Raw genomic sequence first — 19360 nt, 5'->3', positions numbered from 1 at the left:
CGGTGTGCCCTCCGCGCAAACAACGAATGCCGGATCTTCCTAATTATTTCTGCGGCAACGGACCTGTGCTTTCGCGCCCAACCAATTCCACGGGGACGATATGTTGAAAATGTTCCCAATCCTTGTTCGGGTTCTGGATTCTTTCCAACAGCGCTTTTGCGGCAATCCGACCGATTTCAACACGGTTTTGTCGAATGGTTGTGAGCGAAGGGTGCATGTAAGCCGCAATCGCTACGTCATCAAATCCGATCAAAGCAATTTCTTCCGGAATCTTGATACCAGCCGCCAAGAGACCTTTCATAAATCCAAGCGCCATCATGTCTGAAGCACTGAATATTCCAGTCGGACGCTGATCCATGGCAAGGATTGTCTCCGCCGCCGCTGCACCAGAGGCGAGACGGAAATCTCCAGGCAAAATCCACTCGTCCCGAACTTCCATGCCGAGCGCGCGCGCCTCTTTTACAAATTCATCTCTGCGCGTAGGCGTCAGGATATTGTCCTTTGGGCCGCATATGTGCCCGACTCGTTTATGGCCACACTCCGCAAGATGCCGCGCCGCGAGTCGCGCACCTTCGGCGTTATCAGATCTTATAGAAGGAAGGCCGACGCTCTCCGCCCATTCACAGGCATAGACCACCAGATTTTCCGACCCTGTGGCTCGCACAGAATCAATGGATTCTGGCTCCATGAACCCATCAAGGATAATAACCCCATCCGCAATTCCATCAGTGAAAACGTCAGCGACATGAATTTTAGGGGTCGATTGATTTTCCGTATCCGCAACAAGAATTGAATATCCAGCTTGGCTCGCTACTTGCTCGATGCCGGAAATGACCTGCGAGAAAAATGGATTAGACAGATTCGGAATAAGCGCCAGAATTGCGCCCGTTTTCTGGGTTCTCAGGTTCCGCGCTGCGCGGTTGGCGCGATAGCCAGTCTGTTCTACAGCCTTAAGAACAGCCTCGCGCGTCTCATCCGAAACTTGCGACGGATTACTTAACGCACGACTGACACTGGCGGTCGAAACGCCTGCCGCTCTCGCAACGTCGAGAATCCGCGCTCTCTGATTCGGTGACTTCATTCCTCCTCCTACGAGATTTTCCCTGCCTGCACCAAAAGTTTGACGGAAGGGCTTGACAGAATCTCAATTAGAATGTCCCATACTGTAATCGATTACAGCATCTCTAACGTAACGATGCGTGAAATTGCAATCGATTACAAGGGCGTCGTGGGATGACGCTTACATAAAGGGAGGAATCTATGAATTTCCGTAATGCACTTGTTGCAACTAGTGCGCTTTGCGCGGCTTCCGCAGTTTCTGCGGCCGATCTAGAGGTAACACACTGGTGGACATCAGGCGGTGAAGCTGCTGCTGTTGCCGAATTTGCAAAAGCTTTCAACGAGACAGAAGGCAACAACTGGGTTGATGGCGCGATCGCTGGCGGCGGCGGCGTTGCACGCGGCGTAATCGTAAGCCGTATTCTTGGCGGCGATCCAATGCACGCCACTCAGCTTAACCACGGACGTCAAGCCGAAGAGCTTGTTGAAGCTGGCCTGATGCTTGACCTTACAGACATCGCAGAAGAAGGCGGCTGGCGCGACATCGTCCACCCTGTTTCGCTTCTTGATAGCTGTACAGTAGACGGCAAAGTTTACTGTGTTCCTGTGAACATCCACTCTTGGCAGTGGCTCTGGCTCTCGCACAAAGCATATGCTGACGCAGGCGTAGACGTTCCTTCCAACTGGGATGAATTTGTTTCTTCCGCTCCTGCTCTCGAAGCGGCTGGCAAAGTACCACTCGCAATGGGTCAGCAAAGCTGGCAGTCCTCAGGCGCATTTGGCGTGATGCTTGTTGCACTCGGTGGCCCTGAGCTCTGGACAAAAGTATACGCAGAGAAAGACGCAGAAGCAGCTGCAAGCGCTGAAATGGCCGCTGTATTTGAAGCTGCTGCAGCCGCACGTGAGCTTTCCGCAGGATCAAACGTGTCCGATTGGAACCTCGCAACAGCTATGGTCATCAACGGCGAAGCCGGTGGTCAGATCATGGGTGACTGGGCGCAAGGTGAATTCGCGGTTGCCGAGCAGGTTGCCGGTGAAGACTACACATGTCTGCCAGGTTTGGGCGTGAACGAAATCATCTCTACTGGTGGTGACGCGTTCTATTTCCCGAAACAGGACGATCCAGAAGTCGAAGCCGCTCAAAAAGAGCTGGCTAAATTGCTTCTGTCCAAGGAAGTACAAGTTAACTTCAACCTGAAGAAAGGCTCGCTGCCTGTTCGTGGTGATGTTGACCTTGCCGCAGCGAACGACTGCATGAAGAAAGGTCTCGAGATCCTCGCTTCTGGCAACATCCTTCCTGATGGCAACCAAGTTCTTTCCGCTGACACCACAGGCCAGCTTGAAGACCTGATGGTTGAATTCTGGAACGACACTTCGATTACGGCTGAAGACGCGCATAAGCGTTACGCCGACATCATTGCAAGCGCGGACTGATCCTCTCTGTTTGTAAGCCGCTCCCGAGTGTTCGCACTCGGGAGCAACCTGAATACCCTGATGTGCGGCACGGCTAACCCGTCGCACACCCTCAGCTAAATCCAACAGCGAGAAATTCCATGGCGGATGCAAAAAGGCCCAACCAGCTTTTGCGCAATCTGAACGCCAAGGTTGCCGCGATCCCAATGGTCGCTACTGCCCTTGTCGTTTTCGTAGGTTGCACAATATGGACGATTGTCCACTCCTTTACTAAATCAAAACTTCTTCCAAAAACCGATTTTGTTGGTCTCGACCAATACGAGCGACTTTGGAAGACCAACAAATGGCTGATTTCCATTGAGAACTTGGCAATCTACGGGATTTGCTCCCTTGTATTGTCGATTTGCATTGGGTTCTTCCTTGCTACCTTGTTGGATCAGAAAATCCGCTTTGAAAATACAATCCGGACGATCATCCTTTATCCGTTTGCGCTGTCATTTGTTGTGACTGGCCTTACATGGCAGTGGATTTTGAACCCTGACTTCGGAGTACAGAAGATCGTGCGTTCCCTTGGCTGGGAAAGCTTCGCCTTTGATCCTCTCTATAATCAGGACATCGTGATCTACGGCATTCTGATTGCCGCAATCTGGCAAGGGTCTGGTCTGATCATGGTCATCATGCTCGCTGGTCTCCGAGGCATTGATCAGGAGATCTGGAAAGCCGCGCGCGTCGACGGAATTCCAAAGTGGAAAACATACATCTTTATCGTGATCCCGATGATGCGCCCTGTTTTTGTAACGGCGCTCGTGCTCATCACTGCCGGCATCGTTAAGGTCTATGACCTTGTCGTCGCACAAACCAATGGCGGACCGGGCATCGCTTCTGAAGTACCGGCCAAGTACGTTATTGAATCCATGTTCAAGAACCAAAACCTCGGACAGGCATTTGCCGCCTCTACCATGATGTTGGTGACGGTGCTGATAATCCTCGTTCCCTACGCTTATCTCGAATACGGAGGGAAACGCCGTGCAAAATAAGTACAATCTCGAAGGCCCGCAGGGCACCAAACCCCGCAAGCGCCTCTCCGGCACAAACATCATGCTCTATGGCACGCTGCTGGTCGTTGCGTTCTACTATCTCCTACCTCTTTATGTGATGGTTACGACGTCGCTTAAAGGCATGCCAGAGATCCGCGCAGGTAACATCTTTGATCTGCCGGTAGACATTACGTTCGAGCCATGGGTGAAGGCGTGGTCCACCGCATGTACCGGCCTGAACTGTGACGGCCTTAGCCGCGGTTTCTGGAATTCGGTTTCCATCCTTGTTCCTTCGGTGGCGCTTTCTATCGCGATCGCTTCTGTAAACGGCTATGCACTGGCAAACTGGAAGTTCAAAGGGTCCGAAGTATTCTTCACCATCCTAATCTTTGGTGCATTCATTCCCTATCAGGTGATGCTCTATCCGATTGTGATCCTGCTCCGCGAAGTTGGCCTCATGGGGTCGCTCTGGGGGCTGGTTGTGGTGCACACGATCTTTGGTATGCCAATCCTGACGCTGTTGTTCCGCAATTACTTCACTTCACTGCCTGATGAACTGTTCAAAGCTGCTCGGGTTGATGGGGCCGGTTTCTGGGGGATTTATTTCCAGGTGATGCTACCCATGAGTCTTCCGATCTTTGTTGTGGCGATGATCATTCAGGTCACAGGTATCTGGAACGACTTCCTCTTTGGGGTGATCTATACAAAGCCGGACATCTATCCGATGACTGTTCAGCTCAACAACATCGTGAACTCGGTACAAGGCGTGAAAGAGTACAACGTCAACATGGCGGCTACTCTTCTGACCGGCCTCGTTCCTCTCATTATCTACTTTGCCTCTGGCAAGCTCTTCGTGCGCGGCATTGCTGCCGGTGCGGTGAAAGGCTAAATCATGACAAGCACATCAAGCGTATCCATCAAACACCTCGATCTCAGCTTTGGCGCGGTCGAAGTGCTCAAAGACCTCAACCTCGAAATTGCCAACGGCGAATTCCTCGTGCTTCTCGGTGCGTCCGGCTGTGGCAAGTCAACGCTCTTGAACTGCATCGCCGGACTGCTGGACGTAACAGGCGGCCAGATCCACATCAAAGGCGAGAACGTCACATGGGCAGAGCCAAGCGAGCGCGGCATCGGCATGGTGTTCCAGAGCTATGCGCTCTATCCACAAATGAGCGTTGAGGGGAACCTTTCCTTCGGCCTCAAGAACGCCAAACTGCCGAAAGACGAGATCAAGAAACGCGTTCAGCGCGCAGCAGAAGTCCTGCAAATGGAGGACCTACTGAAGCGTAAACCGGCAGCATTGTCTGGCGGTCAACGCCAGCGCGTTGCTATTGGCCGCGCCCTAGTTCGCGATGTGGACGTGTTCCTCTTTGACGAGCCATTGTCCAACCTTGACGCCAAGCTTCGTGCGGACCTGCGTGTTGAAATCAAACGTCTGCACCAGCAGCTTCACAACACGATGATCTATGTGACACACGATCAGGTGGAAGCCATGACCCTCGCGGATCGCATCGCGATCATGAAAGACGGCCTGATCCAGCAACTCGCCAGCCCAAGTGAAATCTACAACAAGCCGGCGAACAAATACGTGGCCGACTTCATCGGGTCGCCCTCAATGAACTTCTTCCTCGGCGCAGTTAACACAGATGGCGCGCCGACCTTTGAAACCGCAGGGCAGACCATTCCGCTCACGGGGTATGAGTTTGTTTCGTCCCCCGCCGCGGGCAACGCATGGATGGGTATTCGCCCGGAACATATTGTTGTTGGCGAGGCCGCCGAAGCATCTGACTTCAAAATCGACACAAGTGTCGAAATCGTCGAGCCAATGGGCAGCGATACCGTAGTTTGGTGCGAGGTAATGGGTGAACGCATTCGCATCCGCATCGACGGCCAATCTTCTGTTGAGCCCGGAGACACATTGCGGATTGGATTTGGCGCCGCACGCCTCTCACTCTTTGAAAAAACCACCGAAAGCAGGATCTAAATCATGAGCGCTTCCTTTCAACTTTATAGTGCCAGAGACTTCACCCCATGGGACTACGTGTTCAAAACTCTGTCCGAACTTGGCTACACGGGCGTGGAGGGCTATGGCGCCCTTTATGGCGACACCGACAAGGTTCGTGCCGCGATGGATGCAACGGGCCTGTCGATGCCAACTGCGCATGTCGGAATTGATGACCTAGAAAGCAATCTTGATAAGGTCGTCGAAATCGCAGGCGCTCTTGGTATCAAAACCATTTATGCACCCTACCTGATGGACGATCAGCGCCCGACAGACAAAGCAGGCTGGGAAGCCTTTGCCGCGCGTCTCGCCGCGGCTCAAGAGGCACTCGCGGCGCATGGCATCGGCTTTGGCTGGCACAACCACGACTTCGAATTTGTCGCAACAGCCGATGGCGCCGTGCCAATGGAAGTAATCCTTGAAGCCGCGCCGAAAATCGAATGGGAAGCAGACATCGCGTGGATCGTGCGCGGCGGCGGTGACCCAATCGCATGGATCACCAAATACGCCGACCGCATCTCTGCGATCCACGTCAAAGATATCGCCCCAGAAGGCGAATGCACGGACGAGGATGGCTGGGCAGATGTTGGCGAGGGCACCATGGATTGGGCGGGCATCCTTGATGCTGTTCGCACCAAGACCAAGGCAGCGCACTTCGTACTGGAACATGACAACCCAAACGATTTCAAACGGTTCGCGACCCGTTCGATCAACAACTACAAAGCTCTTTAGGAGTTCGAAATGACTAATAAACTTGGCGTCGGCATCATTGGTGCCGGCAATATCTCAGCGGCGTATCTCCGACTTGGCCCTATGTTCAAAGGCATCGAGCTTCGGGCTGTGGCTGATTTGAATATGGATGCCGCGAACGAGCGCGCCAAAGAATTCGGCGTTCGAGCTGAAACTGTCGATAGCCTGCTTGCTTCGGATGACATTGATATCGTTGTTAACTTGACGATCCCTGCTGCGCACTTCGAAGTTTCAAAGAACGTGCTGCTTGCCGGTAAGCATGTGTATTCGGAGAAGCCGTTCGTTCTGACCTTGGAAGAAGGTGCCGAGCTTAAAGCACTGGCCGAAGAAAAAGGGCTCCGTGTTGGCTCCGCTCCAGACACATTCATGGGCGGTGCTCATCAGCGTGTTCGCAACATAATTGATAGCGGCGAGGTTGGAAAAATCACGTCTGGGACGGCTTTTGTGATGGGACACGGGATGGAGCATTGGCATCCAAACCCTGACTTCTTCTATCAGCCAGGCGCAGGCCCTGTTCTAGACATCGGCCCTTACTATGTCACCAATCTGGTACAGTTACTTGGTCCTGTTGCGCGGGTTGCCGCCCTCACGTCTACGCCAGCTCCAGAGCGCCTCATCACGTCTCAACCTCGCAATGGCGAGAAAATTCCTGTTGGCACACCGACAACAATTCACGCGTTGCTTGAGTTTGAATCCGGCGCAGTAATCACAATGGTAACAAGCTGGGATGTCTGGCAGCACGGTCATTCAAACATGGAGCTTTATGGCGAAGAAGGAACGCTTCACGTGCCTGATCCAAACTTCTTTGGCGGCGAGATCAAGCAAACGAAGCGCGAAGCTGACGTTGAGCTTTCTGGTGAATGGGAGCACCCATTCTCTATTCCTAACGACGGAGACAACGCAAATTACCGCTGTGCAGGTTTGGCCGATATGGCGATCGCCATTCAAGAAGGCCGCCCTCACCGCTGCTCCGATGCGCTAGCATTGCACGCTGTCGAGGTCATGACATCGATCCTCGCCGCTGGCGAAAAACGTGGTTTCGTCGAGATGACAACAACCTGCGAGCGCCCTGCCCCGCTCACTCCGGATGCTGCGCGCGAACTGCTCGCTTAAGTTTGGAACATTAAGAAATTCGGGCGGGCCAAACGGCTCGCCCTTTTTTGTTGATACTACGCTTTGAGCCGATCAAGCCGCCATACATAGCCACTCTCGCCGAATTCATCGAACCGATCCGTAACCAGCGGATCGTGTCCTGGAATAACTCGCGAAGCGCTTCCCCCGGCTAGGGCCTGAATCTTGTCAAACCCCTGCACCATGTCTTCCATATCAACGACAATCGGAAACGGTTTTCGCTCCTGAAAGTTCTCGTAGTAATGCGCGGCATCGCTTGCGAGACACAATGGTCCATTCTCTGTTTCAACACGAACGGCCTGAAGACCGCGTGAATGGCCTCCGATCCTATGAACAGTGACGCCCGGCGCAACTTCGCCGTCCCCCTTGTAAAACACCACACGCCCAGCGAAGACATGCCGCACCATTTCACAAACATGGTCGGCCGTGTAAGGCATCTGTAATGTCGGGTCACACATGCAAGGCCCCGTCGCAAAGCCCATTTCGACTTCCTGAAGGTGGAACTTCGCGTTTGGATACCGATCTAGCCCCCCCGCGTGGTCATAGTGGAGATGCGTTACGATTACTGTATCAATAAGCAGTGGATTTACATCCAATGCAGCCAGAGCTTGTGCTGGATCGCGCAAGATTGGTCGCGCACGCCTTTGGCCTTCGGCCTCGTCATAGCCCGTATCCACAAGAATATTCCGTGTGCCGTCGGTAAGAAGCCAAACAAAATAGTCCATTCCATGTTGCGCCGCAGGGTGATCGTCAAAGATGAAGCTGTCTTTCCGCGTTCGCGTATTCCGCTCCGCATATTTAACCGCATAGACCTGCCATTTGGTTGTCATTTGGCCTCCTCCCCGCTTATCGCTCTTTTTAGGTGTATTTTTGATCATTTCAGATTGCAAACTGTCGTTGCGTGCATTAATGAGTTTTTTAATGCATTTATTAAGGTATCCGCAATCCTTGATAAGAGCAAAGGCTTAAACAAGGTGAAACATGACACGGACGCCCAAGATTTCACTCATAAAGGGTGACGGAATCGGTATTGACGTTGCAGAGGCCGCACTTGCGGTAACAACGGCTGCGCTGAAACACTCTGGAGCCGTGGCACCGAACATTCAAGAGATCAAAGCCGGAGCGGGATACTATGCCGAGACTGGCATGGATATCGAACCGGACGGCGAAGAGCGCGCTGGCGAAGCGGATGCCATTTTCCTCGGCGCGATTGGCCTTCCTGCTATTCGTCATAAAGATGGTACAGAAATCTCTCCGCATCTGCGCTTGCGCGACCGGTATCAACTTTATGCAGGCATTCGCCCCGTCAAGGCTTACCCCAACGCACCGCAGCGCCTTGCTGATCCTCGGGCCGAAGGTATCGACATGATAATCCTTCGCGAAAGTACCGAAGGGCTATTCTACACCGCCGCTGTCCACAATCGCGCAGAAATCGTGCCCAATGTTGAAGTTCGCGACATCATGCGCATTTCGCGCGCCACAACGGAAAAACTCCACGAGTTTGCGTTCCAATTGGCCGAAAAACGCAAGGAGCGCGGAAAATCCGGTCGCCTTACCTGTGTGGACAAAGCCAACGTATTCACCAGCCAAGCCTTCTTTCGCCAAATCTTTGACGAGGTGAAAGCCGCGCATCCAACCGTCGAAACGTCTTACAATTATGTGGACGCCATGGCGCTTGACCTTGTGCGCAAGCCTTGGGAGTTTGATGTCATGGTTATGGAAAACATGTTTGGCGACATCCTGTCTGATCTCTGCGGCGGCCTTGTCGGCGGGATGGGCATGGCGGCCTGTGGCGAAATCGGTGACACCATCGGCCTATTCCAGCCCGCCCACGGAAGCGCACCGGATATCATGGGCCAAGACAAAGCCAACCCGCTTGCAGCTATCCTGTCCGGCGGTTTGATGCTTGACTACATCGGCGAAAAAGCAGGCGCAGGCGGTTATGAAAATGCAGGAGCGCTCATCGACAAGGCGGTTGACCTTGGTTTTGAACGCAACGCGCTCCGGCCGATGGAGTTCGGTGGCGATATGGGCACCAAAGCCGTAACCCAAACCGTAATTGAGCTGCTCGAAGAGGTCTCCTAATGGCGGCGCCGTACAAGGTTGCGGTTATTGGTCTGGGTTATTTCAGCCAATTCCACCTGGATGCTTGGCGGGACATTGCAGATACCGAACTTTGCGGCGTATTTGACCTCGACGAAGTGCGCACGCAGGGAATCGCGGCCGAATACAGAACCAAAGCTTTTCGATCCGTCGAAGACATTGCCTGCGAACAACTTGATATCGTCGACATTGTTGCACCGCCGCCAGCGCACAAAGCACTGATTGAAACCTTTGCCAGCGATGGTCGGGTTATAATCTGCCAGAAGCCTTTCTGTACGTCCCTCAAAGAAGCTGAAGCCGTTGCAGCACTTGCGAAAGAACGCGGCTGCACGCTCATTATTCACGAGAACTTTCGCTTTCAGCCGTGGTATCGGGAGATCAAATCGGTGCTCGAAAGCGGAAAGCTCGGTCATGTTTATCAAGCCCGTTTCGCGCTTCGGCCCGGTGATGGACGTGGCGAAGATGCCTACTTGTCGCGGCAACCGGCTTTCCGAGCTATGGAACGTTTGTTGATACATGAAACCGGCGTTCACTTTGTCGATCTGTTCCAATTCCTCTTCGGTGACATTCAAAGCGTCTATGCAGATATTGAGAAGCTAAACCCTGTGTTGGCGGGGGAAGACTCGGGCGTGATGCTGATGCAGCACACGACGGGCACCCGCACAATGCTCGACGGCAACAGGCTTCTAGATCACGCCGCAGAGAACACCCGCCATACGATGGGCGAAATGGAGATCGAAGCCGAGAACGGCACTTTGCGTCTTGATGGGTTTGGCAAGATCACAATGCGCAAGTTCGGAGAGCTGAACTGGAGCGAACTTCCCGTTTCTGAGCCTATCGACGATACACGGTTCGGCGGTGGCTGTGTCGAAACGCTGAACCGCCATGTTGTTGCTGCTCTGAACGGTACAACGAAATTTGAGAACACCGCGGCCGAGTATCTATCCGTAATTCGCGTGACCGATGCAGCTTACATTTCCGCCGAAACCGCAACCAAACAAACACTTTAGGAGCAGCTATGTTCGCCGTTTGCGTCACATTCATCATTGAGCCATCTAAGGCCGAGGCTTTCCACGCGCACATCAACGCAAACGCGAAAGCATCCGTAGAGATGGAAGCGGGATGCCAACTTTTTGATGTCTGCACAGACCCGAGCGACACTGCCAAATTCTTCCTCTATGAAATTTACGACAGCGCCGCCGCGTTTGATGAGCACCTTGAAAGCGCGCATTTCAAGTCATTTTGCTCCGACATCGAGGGAATGGTCATAGACAAGAGGGTCGAGAGTTTTGAAAACGTAACGGCGGCACGCAAATAGCGCACCGCCGTTCGTTTAGGCCCTAAAGAAAAATCGCTTATGCGTCTTCTTTATTTTCATGCGGATGCTTGCCGAGAATAATCATCCCGAGCAAATCATCATCCGTAACCTCATCAACATTCACAGTGCCAACAAGCTTACCGTTCTTCATAACAGAAGCGCGGTCGCAGAGGTCCATAACATCGTGAATGTCGTGGCTGATGAGGAAGATACCAATCCCTTCAGACTTGAGCTGCTGAATGAGCTCCGAAACCATCTGGGTTTCGTGCGGCCCAAGCGCGGCTGTTGGTTCGTCCATGATCAGGATTTTGGCGTTGAAGTATACCGCACGTGCAATCGCAACAGATTGGCGCTGGCCGCCGGATAGCGCTGAAACAGGGCTGCTGAACTTTTCAAAGTTCGGGTTCAGACGGCCCATGATCTTCCGCGTTTCCGCTTCCATCGCGTCATCATCAACCGTACCAACGTTGGTTACAATTTCGCGACCAAGGAACAGGTTTGACGCAGCATCGAGATTATCCGCCAAAGCAAGTGTCTGGTAGATCGTCTCAATGTTGTAGTTCCGCGCGTCACGTGGGTTTGTGATATGCGCCTTTTCGCCGCTGATATAAATCTCGCCCGCGTTTGCGTGATACGCGCCGGAGAGGATTTTGATCAGCGTGGATTTACCCGCACCGTTGTGACCCAGAAGGCCCACAACTTCACCTTCGTGCAGATCAACCGACACGTCATCCACAGCCTTCACACCGCCAAAGGCGATCGAAATGTTCTTCATCTCGACGAGAGGGGTTTTCGTAGTCATTCTCATATCCTCCCTTAAACGCCGACTTTACGGCGATAAACGATGTCGATCCAAACCGCGACAACCAGCACGAAGCCCACGACCATGTTTTGCAACGGTGCGTCAACGCCAACAGAGGCCATACCAGATTGCAAAGTTTGCATGATCGCAGCACCAATCACAGCGCCATAGATCGTGCCAAAGCCCCCAGCGAGTGCGGTTCCACCAATAACAGCAGCCGCAATCACGCGAAGCTCGTCGAGCGTTCCGAGACCAACGTCAACCGAACCAAGCCGCGCCGAGGCGACAACAGCAGAGATACCTGTAAGCGCGCCCATGAGCGCAAATACCTTGACCGTCAGCATACGCGTATTAATGCCTGAAAGCTCTGCGGCTTCTGGGTTGCCACCTGTTGCATAGATATAGCGGCCAAAACGCGTGCGCTTAGACACAATCGTCATGGCAACGGTCACCAAGAGCAGGATCACAACTGGAATTGCCACACCATGGTTCAGAGACAATGTATCGGTAAGCTCAAGCCCCCGCGCCTCTGCAACACGTGCGCGCGCGCCTTTGGCGATTGGATAGGAATTGAGCGTCCAAACGAAGCCCATAATCAACCCTACAGCCAAAGCGATAAGAACACCCTCTGCCCAAACAGGCTTCACAACAAAACCGTGGTTCGCTTTACGGCGACGAGACAGAATGATCAGGACAACAGCAGCAAAAGACGCAAACAAACCGAAGGCCCAACTCAGCGTTTCACCGAGTGTTCCCTCTGCACCGCCTCCAAGTAGCTTGAAGTTCGGATCAAGTGGAGAAACAGTTTGCCCCTCTGTGACCCACCACATAGCACCGCGATAGATCAAAAGCCCGCCAAGCGTAACGATAAAGGCCGGAACGGTCAGATAACCAATCACCCACCCCTGCGCGGCGCCGATAACAAGCCCCATCAGAACCGCCGCAACTGAAGCGATGATCCAGATCGACCAATGCCCGAGCCCGACGATATCCGGCAAGACATGCACCTGAAGCGCCGCAACACTCATGCCGATAAAGCCCAATAGCGAACCGACCGACAGATCAATGTGCCGCGTCACAATCACAAACACCATTCCGGTTGCCATAATCGCAACGGATGAAGTCTGTACCGATATATTGAACAGGTTGCGCGGCGTCAGAAAGCGCCCACCGGTCCAGAGATCAAAAACCACCCAAAGAACGACAAGTGCGCCGATCATCCCGAGCAGCCTTGGATCAATGCCCACATTGGACACGAATTTTTTAGCTGAATCTTTCATGTGTTGCCCTCTCCCAAGCGGCAAAGCTTAGATACGCGTTTTGATACGTTCCTCTCTTTCTCGAGGACGCAGTACCAGAAATCACGTTTTTTGGAAAATTGTAAGGAGCAGAGCCCCCAGCTCAAGGCTGAGGGCTCGTTGTTTGGTTTACTTACAGACGTCGAGTGTCGAACCGGCGCAAAGCGCTTCTTTCGAAATCCAGCCCGCGTCGAGAACAACGTTGAGGTTGTCTGCAGTTACAGGAACCGGCTCAAGGAACTTCGCCATCAGCGTTGTACCAGAAGGCGATGTCCACTCAGCAGCACCGTCGATTGTCGCGTTTGGATCTTCCGCGAGGGCAACAGCAATCTCACCAGCGGCTTTACCAAGCTCACGAGCGTCTTTCCAAACCGAAACGGTTTGTGTGCCGATCGCAACGCGGTTCAGAGCAGCGTGATCGCCGTCTTGGCCGGATACTGGAATACCTTCCATACCCTGAGCAGTAAGAGCAGCAACAACACCACCAGCAGTACCGTCGTTGGACGCAACAACAGCATCAACATTGTTGTCGTTGGCTGTCAGGATTTGCTCCATGTTGCGCTGTGCGTTCGCAGGAACCCAGCCGTCAGTGTAAGCTTCGTCAACGATGGTGATGTCACCCGCGTCGATTGCAGCTTGAAGCACTTCTTGCTGACCGCCGCGCAGGAAGTCTGCGTTTGGATCAGTTGGCGAGCCTTTGATCATCACGTAGTTGCCTTTTGGCTGTGCAGCCAAAACAGCACGTGCCTGCATACGGCCAACTTCAACGTTGTCGAATGTCAGGTAGAATGCACGCTCGTCTTCGATCAGACGGTCATAAGCAATTACAGGAATGCCTTCGTCAGCAGCAGCCTGAACAGCAGGGCCAACAGCAGATGTGTCTTGTGCCAGAACGATCAGCGCATTTGCACCCTGAGCAATCAGAGATTCAATGTCAGAAAGCTGCTTGGCAGAAGAAGATTGTGCGTCAGCGGAGATGTAAGATGCGCCAGCGGCATCCAGAGCTGCAACAATAGCAGCCTCGTCAGTTTTCCAGCGTTCTTCCTGGAAGTTCGACCAGCTCACACCAACGACAACACCGTCAGCAAGAGCAGTTGTTCCCAGAACAGCAGCCATAGCGACCGCAGCGAAACCAGTTACTTTTTTCATTTGATCCTCCCTTTCAAGATCGTACGCACCCCATAATACAGTTTGGAATCGGGGTGTGCCCAAAATTGATAGCACCATTAAATTCAGAGGTCTAATTAAATCCGCGCACCTCTTCTCACGAAATTGAAAATGATTGAAAAACCAAGAAAAAACTGGTTTGAATACAATATGCTCGAGATATCCAGGCAATGGATTCTTCTGCGAGCAAGCATTTGGGGAGGAATGATTTCTTGGTGAAGAACGACAAAATTTCATCGTCATCCGACCAGCGCGAATCAGGGCGTCAGCAGGTGATTAGCGCGATTCGTAAGGCTGAACAGATCGCCCGAATCGACATTGCTTCGCAGACGGGCTTTAGCCCAGCAACGGTAACATCCATCACAAGCGAACTCCTCAACGCGGGCTTAATCGAAGAGGTTGCGGCATCCGAGCAGCGCGACACAAAACGAGGCCGCCCAAGGGTTGCGCTCAAAATCCGTGGGGATTCTCACTTTGTTGCTGGCATAAAAGTCGCCAACACCTCTGCTACTGTTGCCCTTATGAATTTTGAGGGGCAGACCATTGCGGAGTCCGAAATTCCTCTACCGAGCAGCCAGCTTTCGGGCCCTGAGATGGTCAACTTCATTCGCACGGCTCTTGAAGACACTTTGGAGGACACCGAGCTTTCAATAGAAAAACTCTCGGGCCTTGGCCTTGGCGTTGCAGGTATCATCGATGCACCGCGTGGCTTTGTATATTGGTCGCCCTCCATGACCGAAAGAAACGTGCCGCTACGTGATCTGATCGAGGCCGATATCCCTCTTCCGGTATTCATCGACAACGACGCAAACCTTGTCGCCAAAGCCGAGCAGCTTTTTGGCATGGGCAAGTCATACAGCGACTTCATCGTCGTCACCATTGAACACGGCGTCGGTATGGGCATCGTGATCGACGGCCAAATTTACCGCGGTACGCGAGGCTGCGGCGCCGAGTTCGGGCACACAAAGGTTCACTTGAATGGCGCACTTTGCCGATGCGGGCAACGCGGGTGCCTTGAAGCCTATGTCGCCGACTATGCGCTCATGCGCGAAGCCGAGATCATGGGCTCCGGTGGGAACGAAGAGCTCTCAGAAAACCGCCTCGCCCAACTCTTCACAGACGCGAAATCCGGTGACTCTCTCGCCCAATCCATTTTTCATCGCGCAGGTACCATGTTTGCTATGGGGCTTGCCAATATCGTCAACATTTTCGACCCAGAGCTTATCATCCTCTCTGGTGAACGGATGCAGTTCGATTACCTCTATGCCGACGATGTAATTGAAACGATGAAGAAATCAGTCGTTCAGATTGACGCCCCACTCCCGCAGGTCAAAATCCACAAATGGGGCGATTTGATGTGGGCCAAAGGGGCCGCCGCCTTTGCGATGGAAGGTGTGACAGAACTTGCCATACGAGAGATTACCCACAATGCGGTTTAGCACGGCCCTCCTAACCACACTCCTTGCCACACCGATTTTCGCAAACCCAAGCTTCGAACCGATCTCAATTGAGGCGCATGAGTACATTGGCGGCTGGGAGTTCTATGTCGGCGGCGGGCTTGCTTCGTTTGACTGCAACGGTGATGACCTGCCCGAACTTTACGCCGCCGGTGGCGAGGCTCCCGCTGCGCTGTTTGTGAACACAAGTACCAAAACGGCGTTGGACTTCCGCAAAGAAACGCCAGAGGCACTGGCAATTCAAGGCATGACTGGCGCTTACCCAATCGATATCGACAGCGATGGCATTACCGATCTTGCCATCTTGAGGGTCGGTGAAAATATGTTGCTGAAAGGCGAAGGCAATTGCGCGTTTCGCCCGTTCGACACGCTCGAATTCTCAAGTAACAGCCATTGGACAACATCATTTTCAGCAACGTGGGAAGCCAACAACTCATTGCCAACTCTCGCCTTTGGCAACTATGTCGACCGAGAAGATCCGAACGGTCCTTTTGAGACCTGCGACGTCAACACGCTCTACCGCCCAAATGGCAAAAGTTACGCCACCCCGTTCGAACTATCGCCGGGATATTGTACGCTGTCGATGCTCTTTTCCGATTGGGGGCGCAACGGGCGCGCTGATCTGCGGGTGTCAAATGACCGACACTACTATGTGAAGGGCGGCGAAGAGCAGATGTGGGCGATGGAGGAAACACCCCGTCTGTACACGCAGGTAGATGGTTGGGAATCCTTCTCGATTTGGGGCATGGGCATCGCAAGCCGTGACCTGACTGGGGATGGGCTTGCCGAAATCGCGCTCACTTCGATGGGTGACCAAAAAATCCAGTCTCCTATCGACCGAACTGCGCCACGATTTACCGACTACACGTTCGAGCGTGGAACGACAGCGCATCGCCCCTATACCGGCGGTGACGGACGCCCCTCAACTGGTTGGCATGTTGCGTTCGGTGATATCCAGAACAACGGCAGAGACGACATCTTCATCGCGAAAGGCAATGTCGAGCGCATGCCCGGCGCAGCGATGAAAGACCCAAACAACCTGCTCATTCAAGGTGAGGATGGGAACTTTACCGAGTTCGGTGATGTTGCTGGCATTGCTTCGCTTGTGCGGAGCCGCGGTGCGGTGCTTGCTGATTTAAACAATGATGGGCTTTTGGATCTCGCTGTGAACAACCGCAAAGCGCCACTAGAAGTATATCAAAATACTTCAACAGAAACCGGAAATTGGCTTGCGGTGCAGCTATCGCAGAACAGCACCAACACTGACGCGATCGGCAGTGTTATTGAGGTCAAAACCCAGTCTGGAATTCAAACCCGAGAAGTTACCATCGGGGGCGGCCATGCAGGCGGCAGTTTGGGAGCGCAGCACTTTGGTCTTGGCGATCATACTGATGGAGAACTGCGCGTGATTTGGCCGGACGGAACAGAAGGTGCTTGGCAGTCATTTAAGGCTGGTCAAAAGATCACCGTTCGGAACGACACCTAAGCCCCACGCACGATCACTGCGTAACCGCATCGAGCGGCAACCCACTCGGAACAGACTCCGGCACGCCGAGGCGCCCTCGTCCGTCATTATCGTCCTTGAGCGCTGCTAAAAAGGCAAGAATGTCATCCACTTCAGCATCGCTGAGGCCGGAATTTGGTGCGAGTGAATTCGCATCGGCAATGGCATTCACTTCCGCTTCATTCTCGACAATATGCCAATCCTCTGCCTCAGCGAACTCAGGTAGAGCTGCGCGATCTGTGGAATAGGCCCGAAGAGATGCGACCGGATCAAGATGGTGCTCCACCACATCGCGCAGGTCAGCATACGCACCCGAATGGCCATAAGGCGCAGTCACTGTAACGTTGCGAAGGCTCGGTGTACGGAAGGCATAAGCATCCGCTTCCGCTCCGGTCACAAGCATTCGGCCTGTATCGCGAAAGTGGCTTTCAAAGGGTGCAGATTTGCCAGGGCCGATCTGGGGCATCGCAATGGCATGAAAATCATGGTCTGTTTGGAACTGGCCGCTATGGCAACTGTCGCATTCCGCCTTGCCATAAAAAAGTTCCATGCCGCGCAGTGCTCCGCCACTAAGGCTGGCTTCGCCTTTGATGTGCCGGTCAAACGGGCTGTCATCCGAGCGCCACTCAAACGCAATAAAATCTGCAAGGGCATTCGCGATATCAACATAGCCTATCGGTTGATCCGCCCCGATTATCGCGTCAAAGCGCTCCCGATATTCTGGAATGCTCGCAACGCGCGTTGCGATGATATCCCAAACTCCGCCTTCCTGACTGTTTTGCCCAAGCCTTGCAGCTTTGGAAATATCGCTCTCGGAGTAGTGACCTGCCATTTCATCGCCTGATAGCACAGGGAACATGGCTTGAACCGCTAGTATATTTTTGGCGCCAGCCAACATCTCTTCGCCAAGCGGAGTGCGCACGCCGTTTGGCTCCGCTGGATCGAGCTCTACACGCCCGTCATGGAACATCCGCGTAAATTCGGTAGCGCCCAAATTCCACAATGCTGGCGCATTGCGCGGAATTCTTTCTTCCGGCGGGTTTTCTGGGTCAAACATCCGATGCAACCCAAGACCAAACCCGCCCTCTCCAATCCCTAGCGACACCCCATCAGACGTGCCGAGAGTTGGGTGGTGACAGGTTCCACAAGAAATATTCTTGTTACCGCTCAAAATCGGGTCATAGAACAGAAGCTGCCCGAGCTCTGCGCTTTCAAATGAAACCTCTGGGAACACTGCATTCGCATCTGGGAGCGGGCCGGCGAGCGCCGGTACTCCGATGGTAATTGCAAGCATCCCTGCCAATCTCATTCGCGACCCTCGTCGATTGTAACGGTAAGCTTCTGTTTGTAAGGCTCATCCGGCGTAGCAAACCTTGCTTCGAAGCCTGCTTGGTTCAGCGCATTTGGAAAGGTTTGCGGCTCAAGGCAGATGCCACCATGCTTCACATGCTCCCTGCCATTTAACCCAGCAACGCTATTGTCCAGATAGGCACCAGTGTAAACCTGAAGCCCCGGCTGTTCTGTTTCAAGCGTGAGCGAAAGACCGTTTGGCGCGTTTAGGACGGCGGCGGGGGAGCTGTCTTCCAGTACAAAGTTATGATCAATCCCGAGCTTTTCGGAATCTGCATCTTTGATCAATGTTGGCTGTCGAAAATCAAATCGCGAATTTGCAACGCCAAGAATTTCGCCCGTTGGGATCAGGGCATCATCAACAGGGGTATATCGATTGGCCGCGAGGTGCAGCTTATGATCCCAAATCGTACCTTCCCCCATCAGGTTATAGTAGTTGTGCTGCGCCATGTTAATCGGCGTCACCTGATCGGATCGCGCTTCCATCTCGTAGGTAAGCGCGGCACCATTCAGTGAAACCGTAACTGTAAAATCAACTGCGCCAGGGAACCCTTCTTCGCCATCTGCGGAGTGGTAAGTAAACCGCGCAGCGTTGTTCGCAGTATCAAGCTCAACAGCCCAAAGCCTACGGGCGAGGCCCAACGCTCCGCCATGGAGCATGTTCTCGCCTTCGTTCTGTGTGCATTGGTAGCTCTTGCCATCCAGAGTGAAACGGCCACCTGCGGTACGATTTGCCACGCGCCCCGCGATTGCGCCGAAATAGGACGGGTTTTCAAGATAAACCGCGGGATCGTCATAAGACAGAACAACGGGAATTTCGCGACCAATGTGACTGACGCGCCAATCCCGTGTCGCAGCACCCGCCGTAAGAAACGAGACCGAGGCGACATTGCTTTCCAATGTCACCTCGTCAATGCTCGCACCATCAGAAGTGCGAGCAACTGTTTTAAGCAAAGCCATGTAACGCTT

Annotated in this window: 18 protein-coding genes; 11 read left to right on the top strand and 7 right to left on the bottom strand. The window is 53.3% G+C overall.

All coding sequences use genetic code 11. The features are described from left to right. Positions 1–43: 43 nt before the first annotated feature. Positions 44–1081, bottom strand: a complete 1038-nt coding sequence (locus tag OU789_RS01650) for a LacI family DNA-binding transcriptional regulator (protein ID WP_274652714.1) — start codon at positions 1079–1081, stop codon at positions 44–46. Positions 1082–1260: 179 nt separating this feature from the next. Between OU789_RS01650 and OU789_RS01645 the strand changes: the two genes are divergently transcribed. From OU789_RS01645 to OU789_RS01620, 6 genes are all read left to right on the top strand, one after another. Beyond that, a complete protein-coding gene (locus OU789_RS01645; RefSeq protein ID WP_274652712.1) occupies positions 1261–2493 on the top strand; it encodes an ABC transporter substrate-binding protein in 1233 nt (410 codons plus the stop codon). A 119-nt stretch (positions 2494–2612) separates the two neighbouring features. After that, complete coding sequence (locus tag OU789_RS01640; RefSeq protein ID WP_263954230.1) at positions 2613–3509, top strand: carbohydrate ABC transporter permease; 897 nt, start codon at positions 2613–2615, stop codon at positions 3507–3509. After that, on the top strand, positions 3499–4398 hold the full coding sequence (locus OU789_RS01635) for a carbohydrate ABC transporter permease (protein ID WP_263954232.1): 900 nt from the start codon (positions 3499–3501) through the stop codon (positions 4396–4398). Before OU789_RS01640 ends, OU789_RS01635 begins: the two co-directional genes overlap by 11 nt. Before the next feature lie 3 nt (positions 4399–4401). Further along, a complete protein-coding gene (locus tag OU789_RS01630) occupies positions 4402–5493 on the top strand; it encodes an ABC transporter ATP-binding protein (protein ID WP_274652709.1) in 1092 nt (363 codons plus the stop codon). A 3-nt stretch (positions 5494–5496) separates the two neighbouring features. Next, complete coding sequence (locus tag OU789_RS01625) at positions 5497–6243, top strand: sugar phosphate isomerase/epimerase family protein (protein ID WP_274652707.1); 747 nt, start codon at positions 5497–5499, stop codon at positions 6241–6243. 9 nt (positions 6244–6252) lie between these two features. Further along, a complete protein-coding gene (locus OU789_RS01620; protein WP_274652705.1) occupies positions 6253–7374 on the top strand; it encodes a Gfo/Idh/MocA family protein in 1122 nt (373 codons plus the stop codon). A gap of 56 nt (positions 7375–7430) precedes the next feature. On the opposite strand, the gene OU789_RS01615 is transcribed toward OU789_RS01620, so the two are convergent. Further along, complete coding sequence (locus OU789_RS01615; RefSeq protein WP_274652703.1) at positions 7431–8222, bottom strand: N-acyl homoserine lactonase family protein; 792 nt, start codon at positions 8220–8222, stop codon at positions 7431–7433. 151 nt (positions 8223–8373) lie between these two features. Between OU789_RS01615 and OU789_RS01610 the strand changes: the two genes are divergently transcribed. Genes OU789_RS01610 through OU789_RS01600 form a run of 3 tightly spaced genes read left to right on the top strand, consistent with a single transcriptional unit; the run spans position 8374 to position 10813 of the window. Further along, positions 8374–9477: an isocitrate/isopropylmalate dehydrogenase family protein gene (locus tag OU789_RS01610; RefSeq protein ID WP_274652701.1), complete on the top strand. Its 1104-nt coding sequence runs from the start codon at positions 8374–8376 to the stop codon at positions 9475–9477. Then, positions 9477–10505: a Gfo/Idh/MocA family protein gene (locus tag OU789_RS01605; protein ID WP_274652699.1), complete on the top strand. Its 1029-nt coding sequence runs from the start codon at positions 9477–9479 to the stop codon at positions 10503–10505. The genes OU789_RS01610 and OU789_RS01605 overlap by 1 nt, the downstream gene beginning before the upstream one ends. Positions 10506–10513: 8 nt before the next feature. Beyond that, positions 10514–10813 (top strand): putative quinol monooxygenase, encoded by a 300-nt coding sequence (locus tag OU789_RS01600; protein WP_274652697.1) that lies wholly within the window; start codon positions 10514–10516, stop codon positions 10811–10813. Between the two features lie 37 nt (positions 10814–10850). Here OU789_RS01600 and OU789_RS01595 read toward each other — a convergent pair whose 3' ends face one another. The 3 genes from OU789_RS01595 to xylF form a co-directional block, all read right to left on the bottom strand. Continuing rightward, on the bottom strand, positions 10851–11615 hold the full coding sequence (locus OU789_RS01595; RefSeq protein ID WP_274652695.1) for an ATP-binding cassette domain-containing protein: 765 nt from the start codon (positions 11613–11615) through the stop codon (positions 10851–10853). Positions 11616–11629: 14 nt separating this feature from the next. Then, positions 11630–12895, bottom strand: a complete 1266-nt coding sequence (locus tag OU789_RS01590; protein WP_263954241.1) for a sugar ABC transporter permease — start codon at positions 12893–12895, stop codon at positions 11630–11632. 147 nt (positions 12896–13042) lie between these two features. Further along, positions 13043–14029: a D-xylose ABC transporter substrate-binding protein gene (gene xylF, locus OU789_RS01585; protein WP_394358509.1), complete on the bottom strand. Its 987-nt coding sequence runs from the start codon at positions 14027–14029 to the stop codon at positions 13043–13045. A gap of 266 nt (positions 14030–14295) precedes the next feature. Here xylF and OU789_RS01580 point away from each other — a divergent pair, with 266 nt between their 5' ends. Both OU789_RS01580 and OU789_RS01575 read left to right on the top strand, forming a co-directional pair. Further along, a complete protein-coding gene (locus OU789_RS01580) occupies positions 14296–15519 on the top strand; it encodes an ROK family transcriptional regulator (RefSeq protein ID WP_274652692.1) in 1224 nt (407 codons plus the stop codon). Then, on the top strand, positions 15509–17023 hold the full coding sequence (locus tag OU789_RS01575; RefSeq protein WP_274652690.1) for a CRTAC1 family protein: 1515 nt from the start codon (positions 15509–15511) through the stop codon (positions 17021–17023). The genes OU789_RS01580 and OU789_RS01575 overlap by 11 nt, the downstream gene beginning before the upstream one ends. 13 nt (positions 17024–17036) lie before the next feature. On the opposite strand, the gene OU789_RS01570 is transcribed toward OU789_RS01575, so the two are convergent. Together OU789_RS01570 and OU789_RS01565 are read right to left on the bottom strand one after the other, a co-directional pair. After that, the gene (locus tag OU789_RS01570; RefSeq protein WP_274652688.1) at positions 17037–18350 is read right to left on the bottom strand and encodes a cytochrome-c peroxidase; all 1314 of its coding nucleotides are present in this window, start codon (positions 18348–18350) and stop codon (positions 17037–17039) included. Next, positions 18347–19351 carry an aldose epimerase family protein gene (locus OU789_RS01565; protein WP_274652686.1) on the bottom strand — a complete coding sequence of 335 codons (1005 nt, stop codon included), beginning with the start codon at positions 19349–19351 and terminating at the stop codon, positions 18347–18349. Before OU789_RS01565 ends, OU789_RS01570 begins: the two co-directional genes overlap by 4 nt. Between the last annotated feature and the right edge of the window lie 9 nt (positions 19352–19360).

This window comes from Halocynthiibacter sp. C4 (genome assembly GCF_028823805.1).
GTDB classification, from domain to species: Bacteria; Pseudomonadota; Alphaproteobacteria; order Rhodobacterales; family Rhodobacteraceae; genus Falsihalocynthiibacter; species Falsihalocynthiibacter halioticoli.
This window is presented reverse-complemented; position numbering and strand designations above follow the sequence as displayed.

What these genes read in the sequence shown, in the direction of transcription:
- OU789_RS01650 (WP_274652714.1), bottom strand. Translation starts at nt 1,081, where the DNA reads ATGAAGTCACCGAATCAGAGAGCGCGGATTCTCGACGTTGCGAGAGCG.
- OU789_RS01645 (WP_274652712.1), top strand. Translation starts at nt 1,261, where the DNA reads ATGAATTTCCGTAATGCACTTGTTGCAACTAGTGCGCTTTGCGCGGCT.
- OU789_RS01640 (WP_263954230.1), top strand. Translation starts at nt 2,613, where the DNA reads ATGGCGGATGCAAAAAGGCCCAACCAGCTTTTGCGCAATCTGAACGCC.
- OU789_RS01630 (WP_274652709.1), top strand. Translation starts at nt 4,402, where the DNA reads ATGACAAGCACATCAAGCGTATCCATCAAACACCTCGATCTCAGCTTT.
- OU789_RS01625 (WP_274652707.1), top strand. Translation starts at nt 5,497, where the DNA reads ATGAGCGCTTCCTTTCAACTTTATAGTGCCAGAGACTTCACCCCATGG.
- OU789_RS01620 (WP_274652705.1), top strand. Translation starts at nt 6,253, where the DNA reads ATGACTAATAAACTTGGCGTCGGCATCATTGGTGCCGGCAATATCTCA.
- OU789_RS01615 (WP_274652703.1), bottom strand. Translation starts at nt 8,222, where the DNA reads ATGACAACCAAATGGCAGGTCTATGCGGTTAAATATGCGGAGCGGAAT.
- OU789_RS01610 (WP_274652701.1), top strand. Translation starts at nt 8,374, where the DNA reads ATGACACGGACGCCCAAGATTTCACTCATAAAGGGTGACGGAATCGGT.
- OU789_RS01605 (WP_274652699.1), top strand. Translation starts at nt 9,477, where the DNA reads ATGGCGGCGCCGTACAAGGTTGCGGTTATTGGTCTGGGTTATTTCAGC.
- OU789_RS01600 (WP_274652697.1), top strand. Translation starts at nt 10,514, where the DNA reads ATGTTCGCCGTTTGCGTCACATTCATCATTGAGCCATCTAAGGCCGAG.
- OU789_RS01595 (WP_274652695.1), bottom strand. Translation starts at nt 11,615, where the DNA reads ATGACTACGAAAACCCCTCTCGTCGAGATGAAGAACATTTCGATCGCC.
- OU789_RS01590 (WP_263954241.1), bottom strand. Translation starts at nt 12,895, where the DNA reads ATGAAAGATTCAGCTAAAAAATTCGTGTCCAATGTGGGCATTGATCCA.
- xylF (WP_394358509.1), bottom strand. Translation starts at nt 14,029, where the DNA reads ATGGCTGCTGTTCTGGGAACAACTGCTCTTGCTGACGGTGTTGTCGTT.
- OU789_RS01575 (WP_274652690.1), top strand. Translation starts at nt 15,509, where the DNA reads ATGCGGTTTAGCACGGCCCTCCTAACCACACTCCTTGCCACACCGATT.
- OU789_RS01570 (WP_274652688.1), bottom strand. Translation starts at nt 18,350, where the DNA reads ATGAGATTGGCAGGGATGCTTGCAATTACCATCGGAGTACCGGCGCTC.
- OU789_RS01565 (WP_274652686.1), bottom strand. Translation starts at nt 19,351, where the DNA reads ATGGCTTTGCTTAAAACAGTTGCTCGCACTTCTGATGGTGCGAGCATT.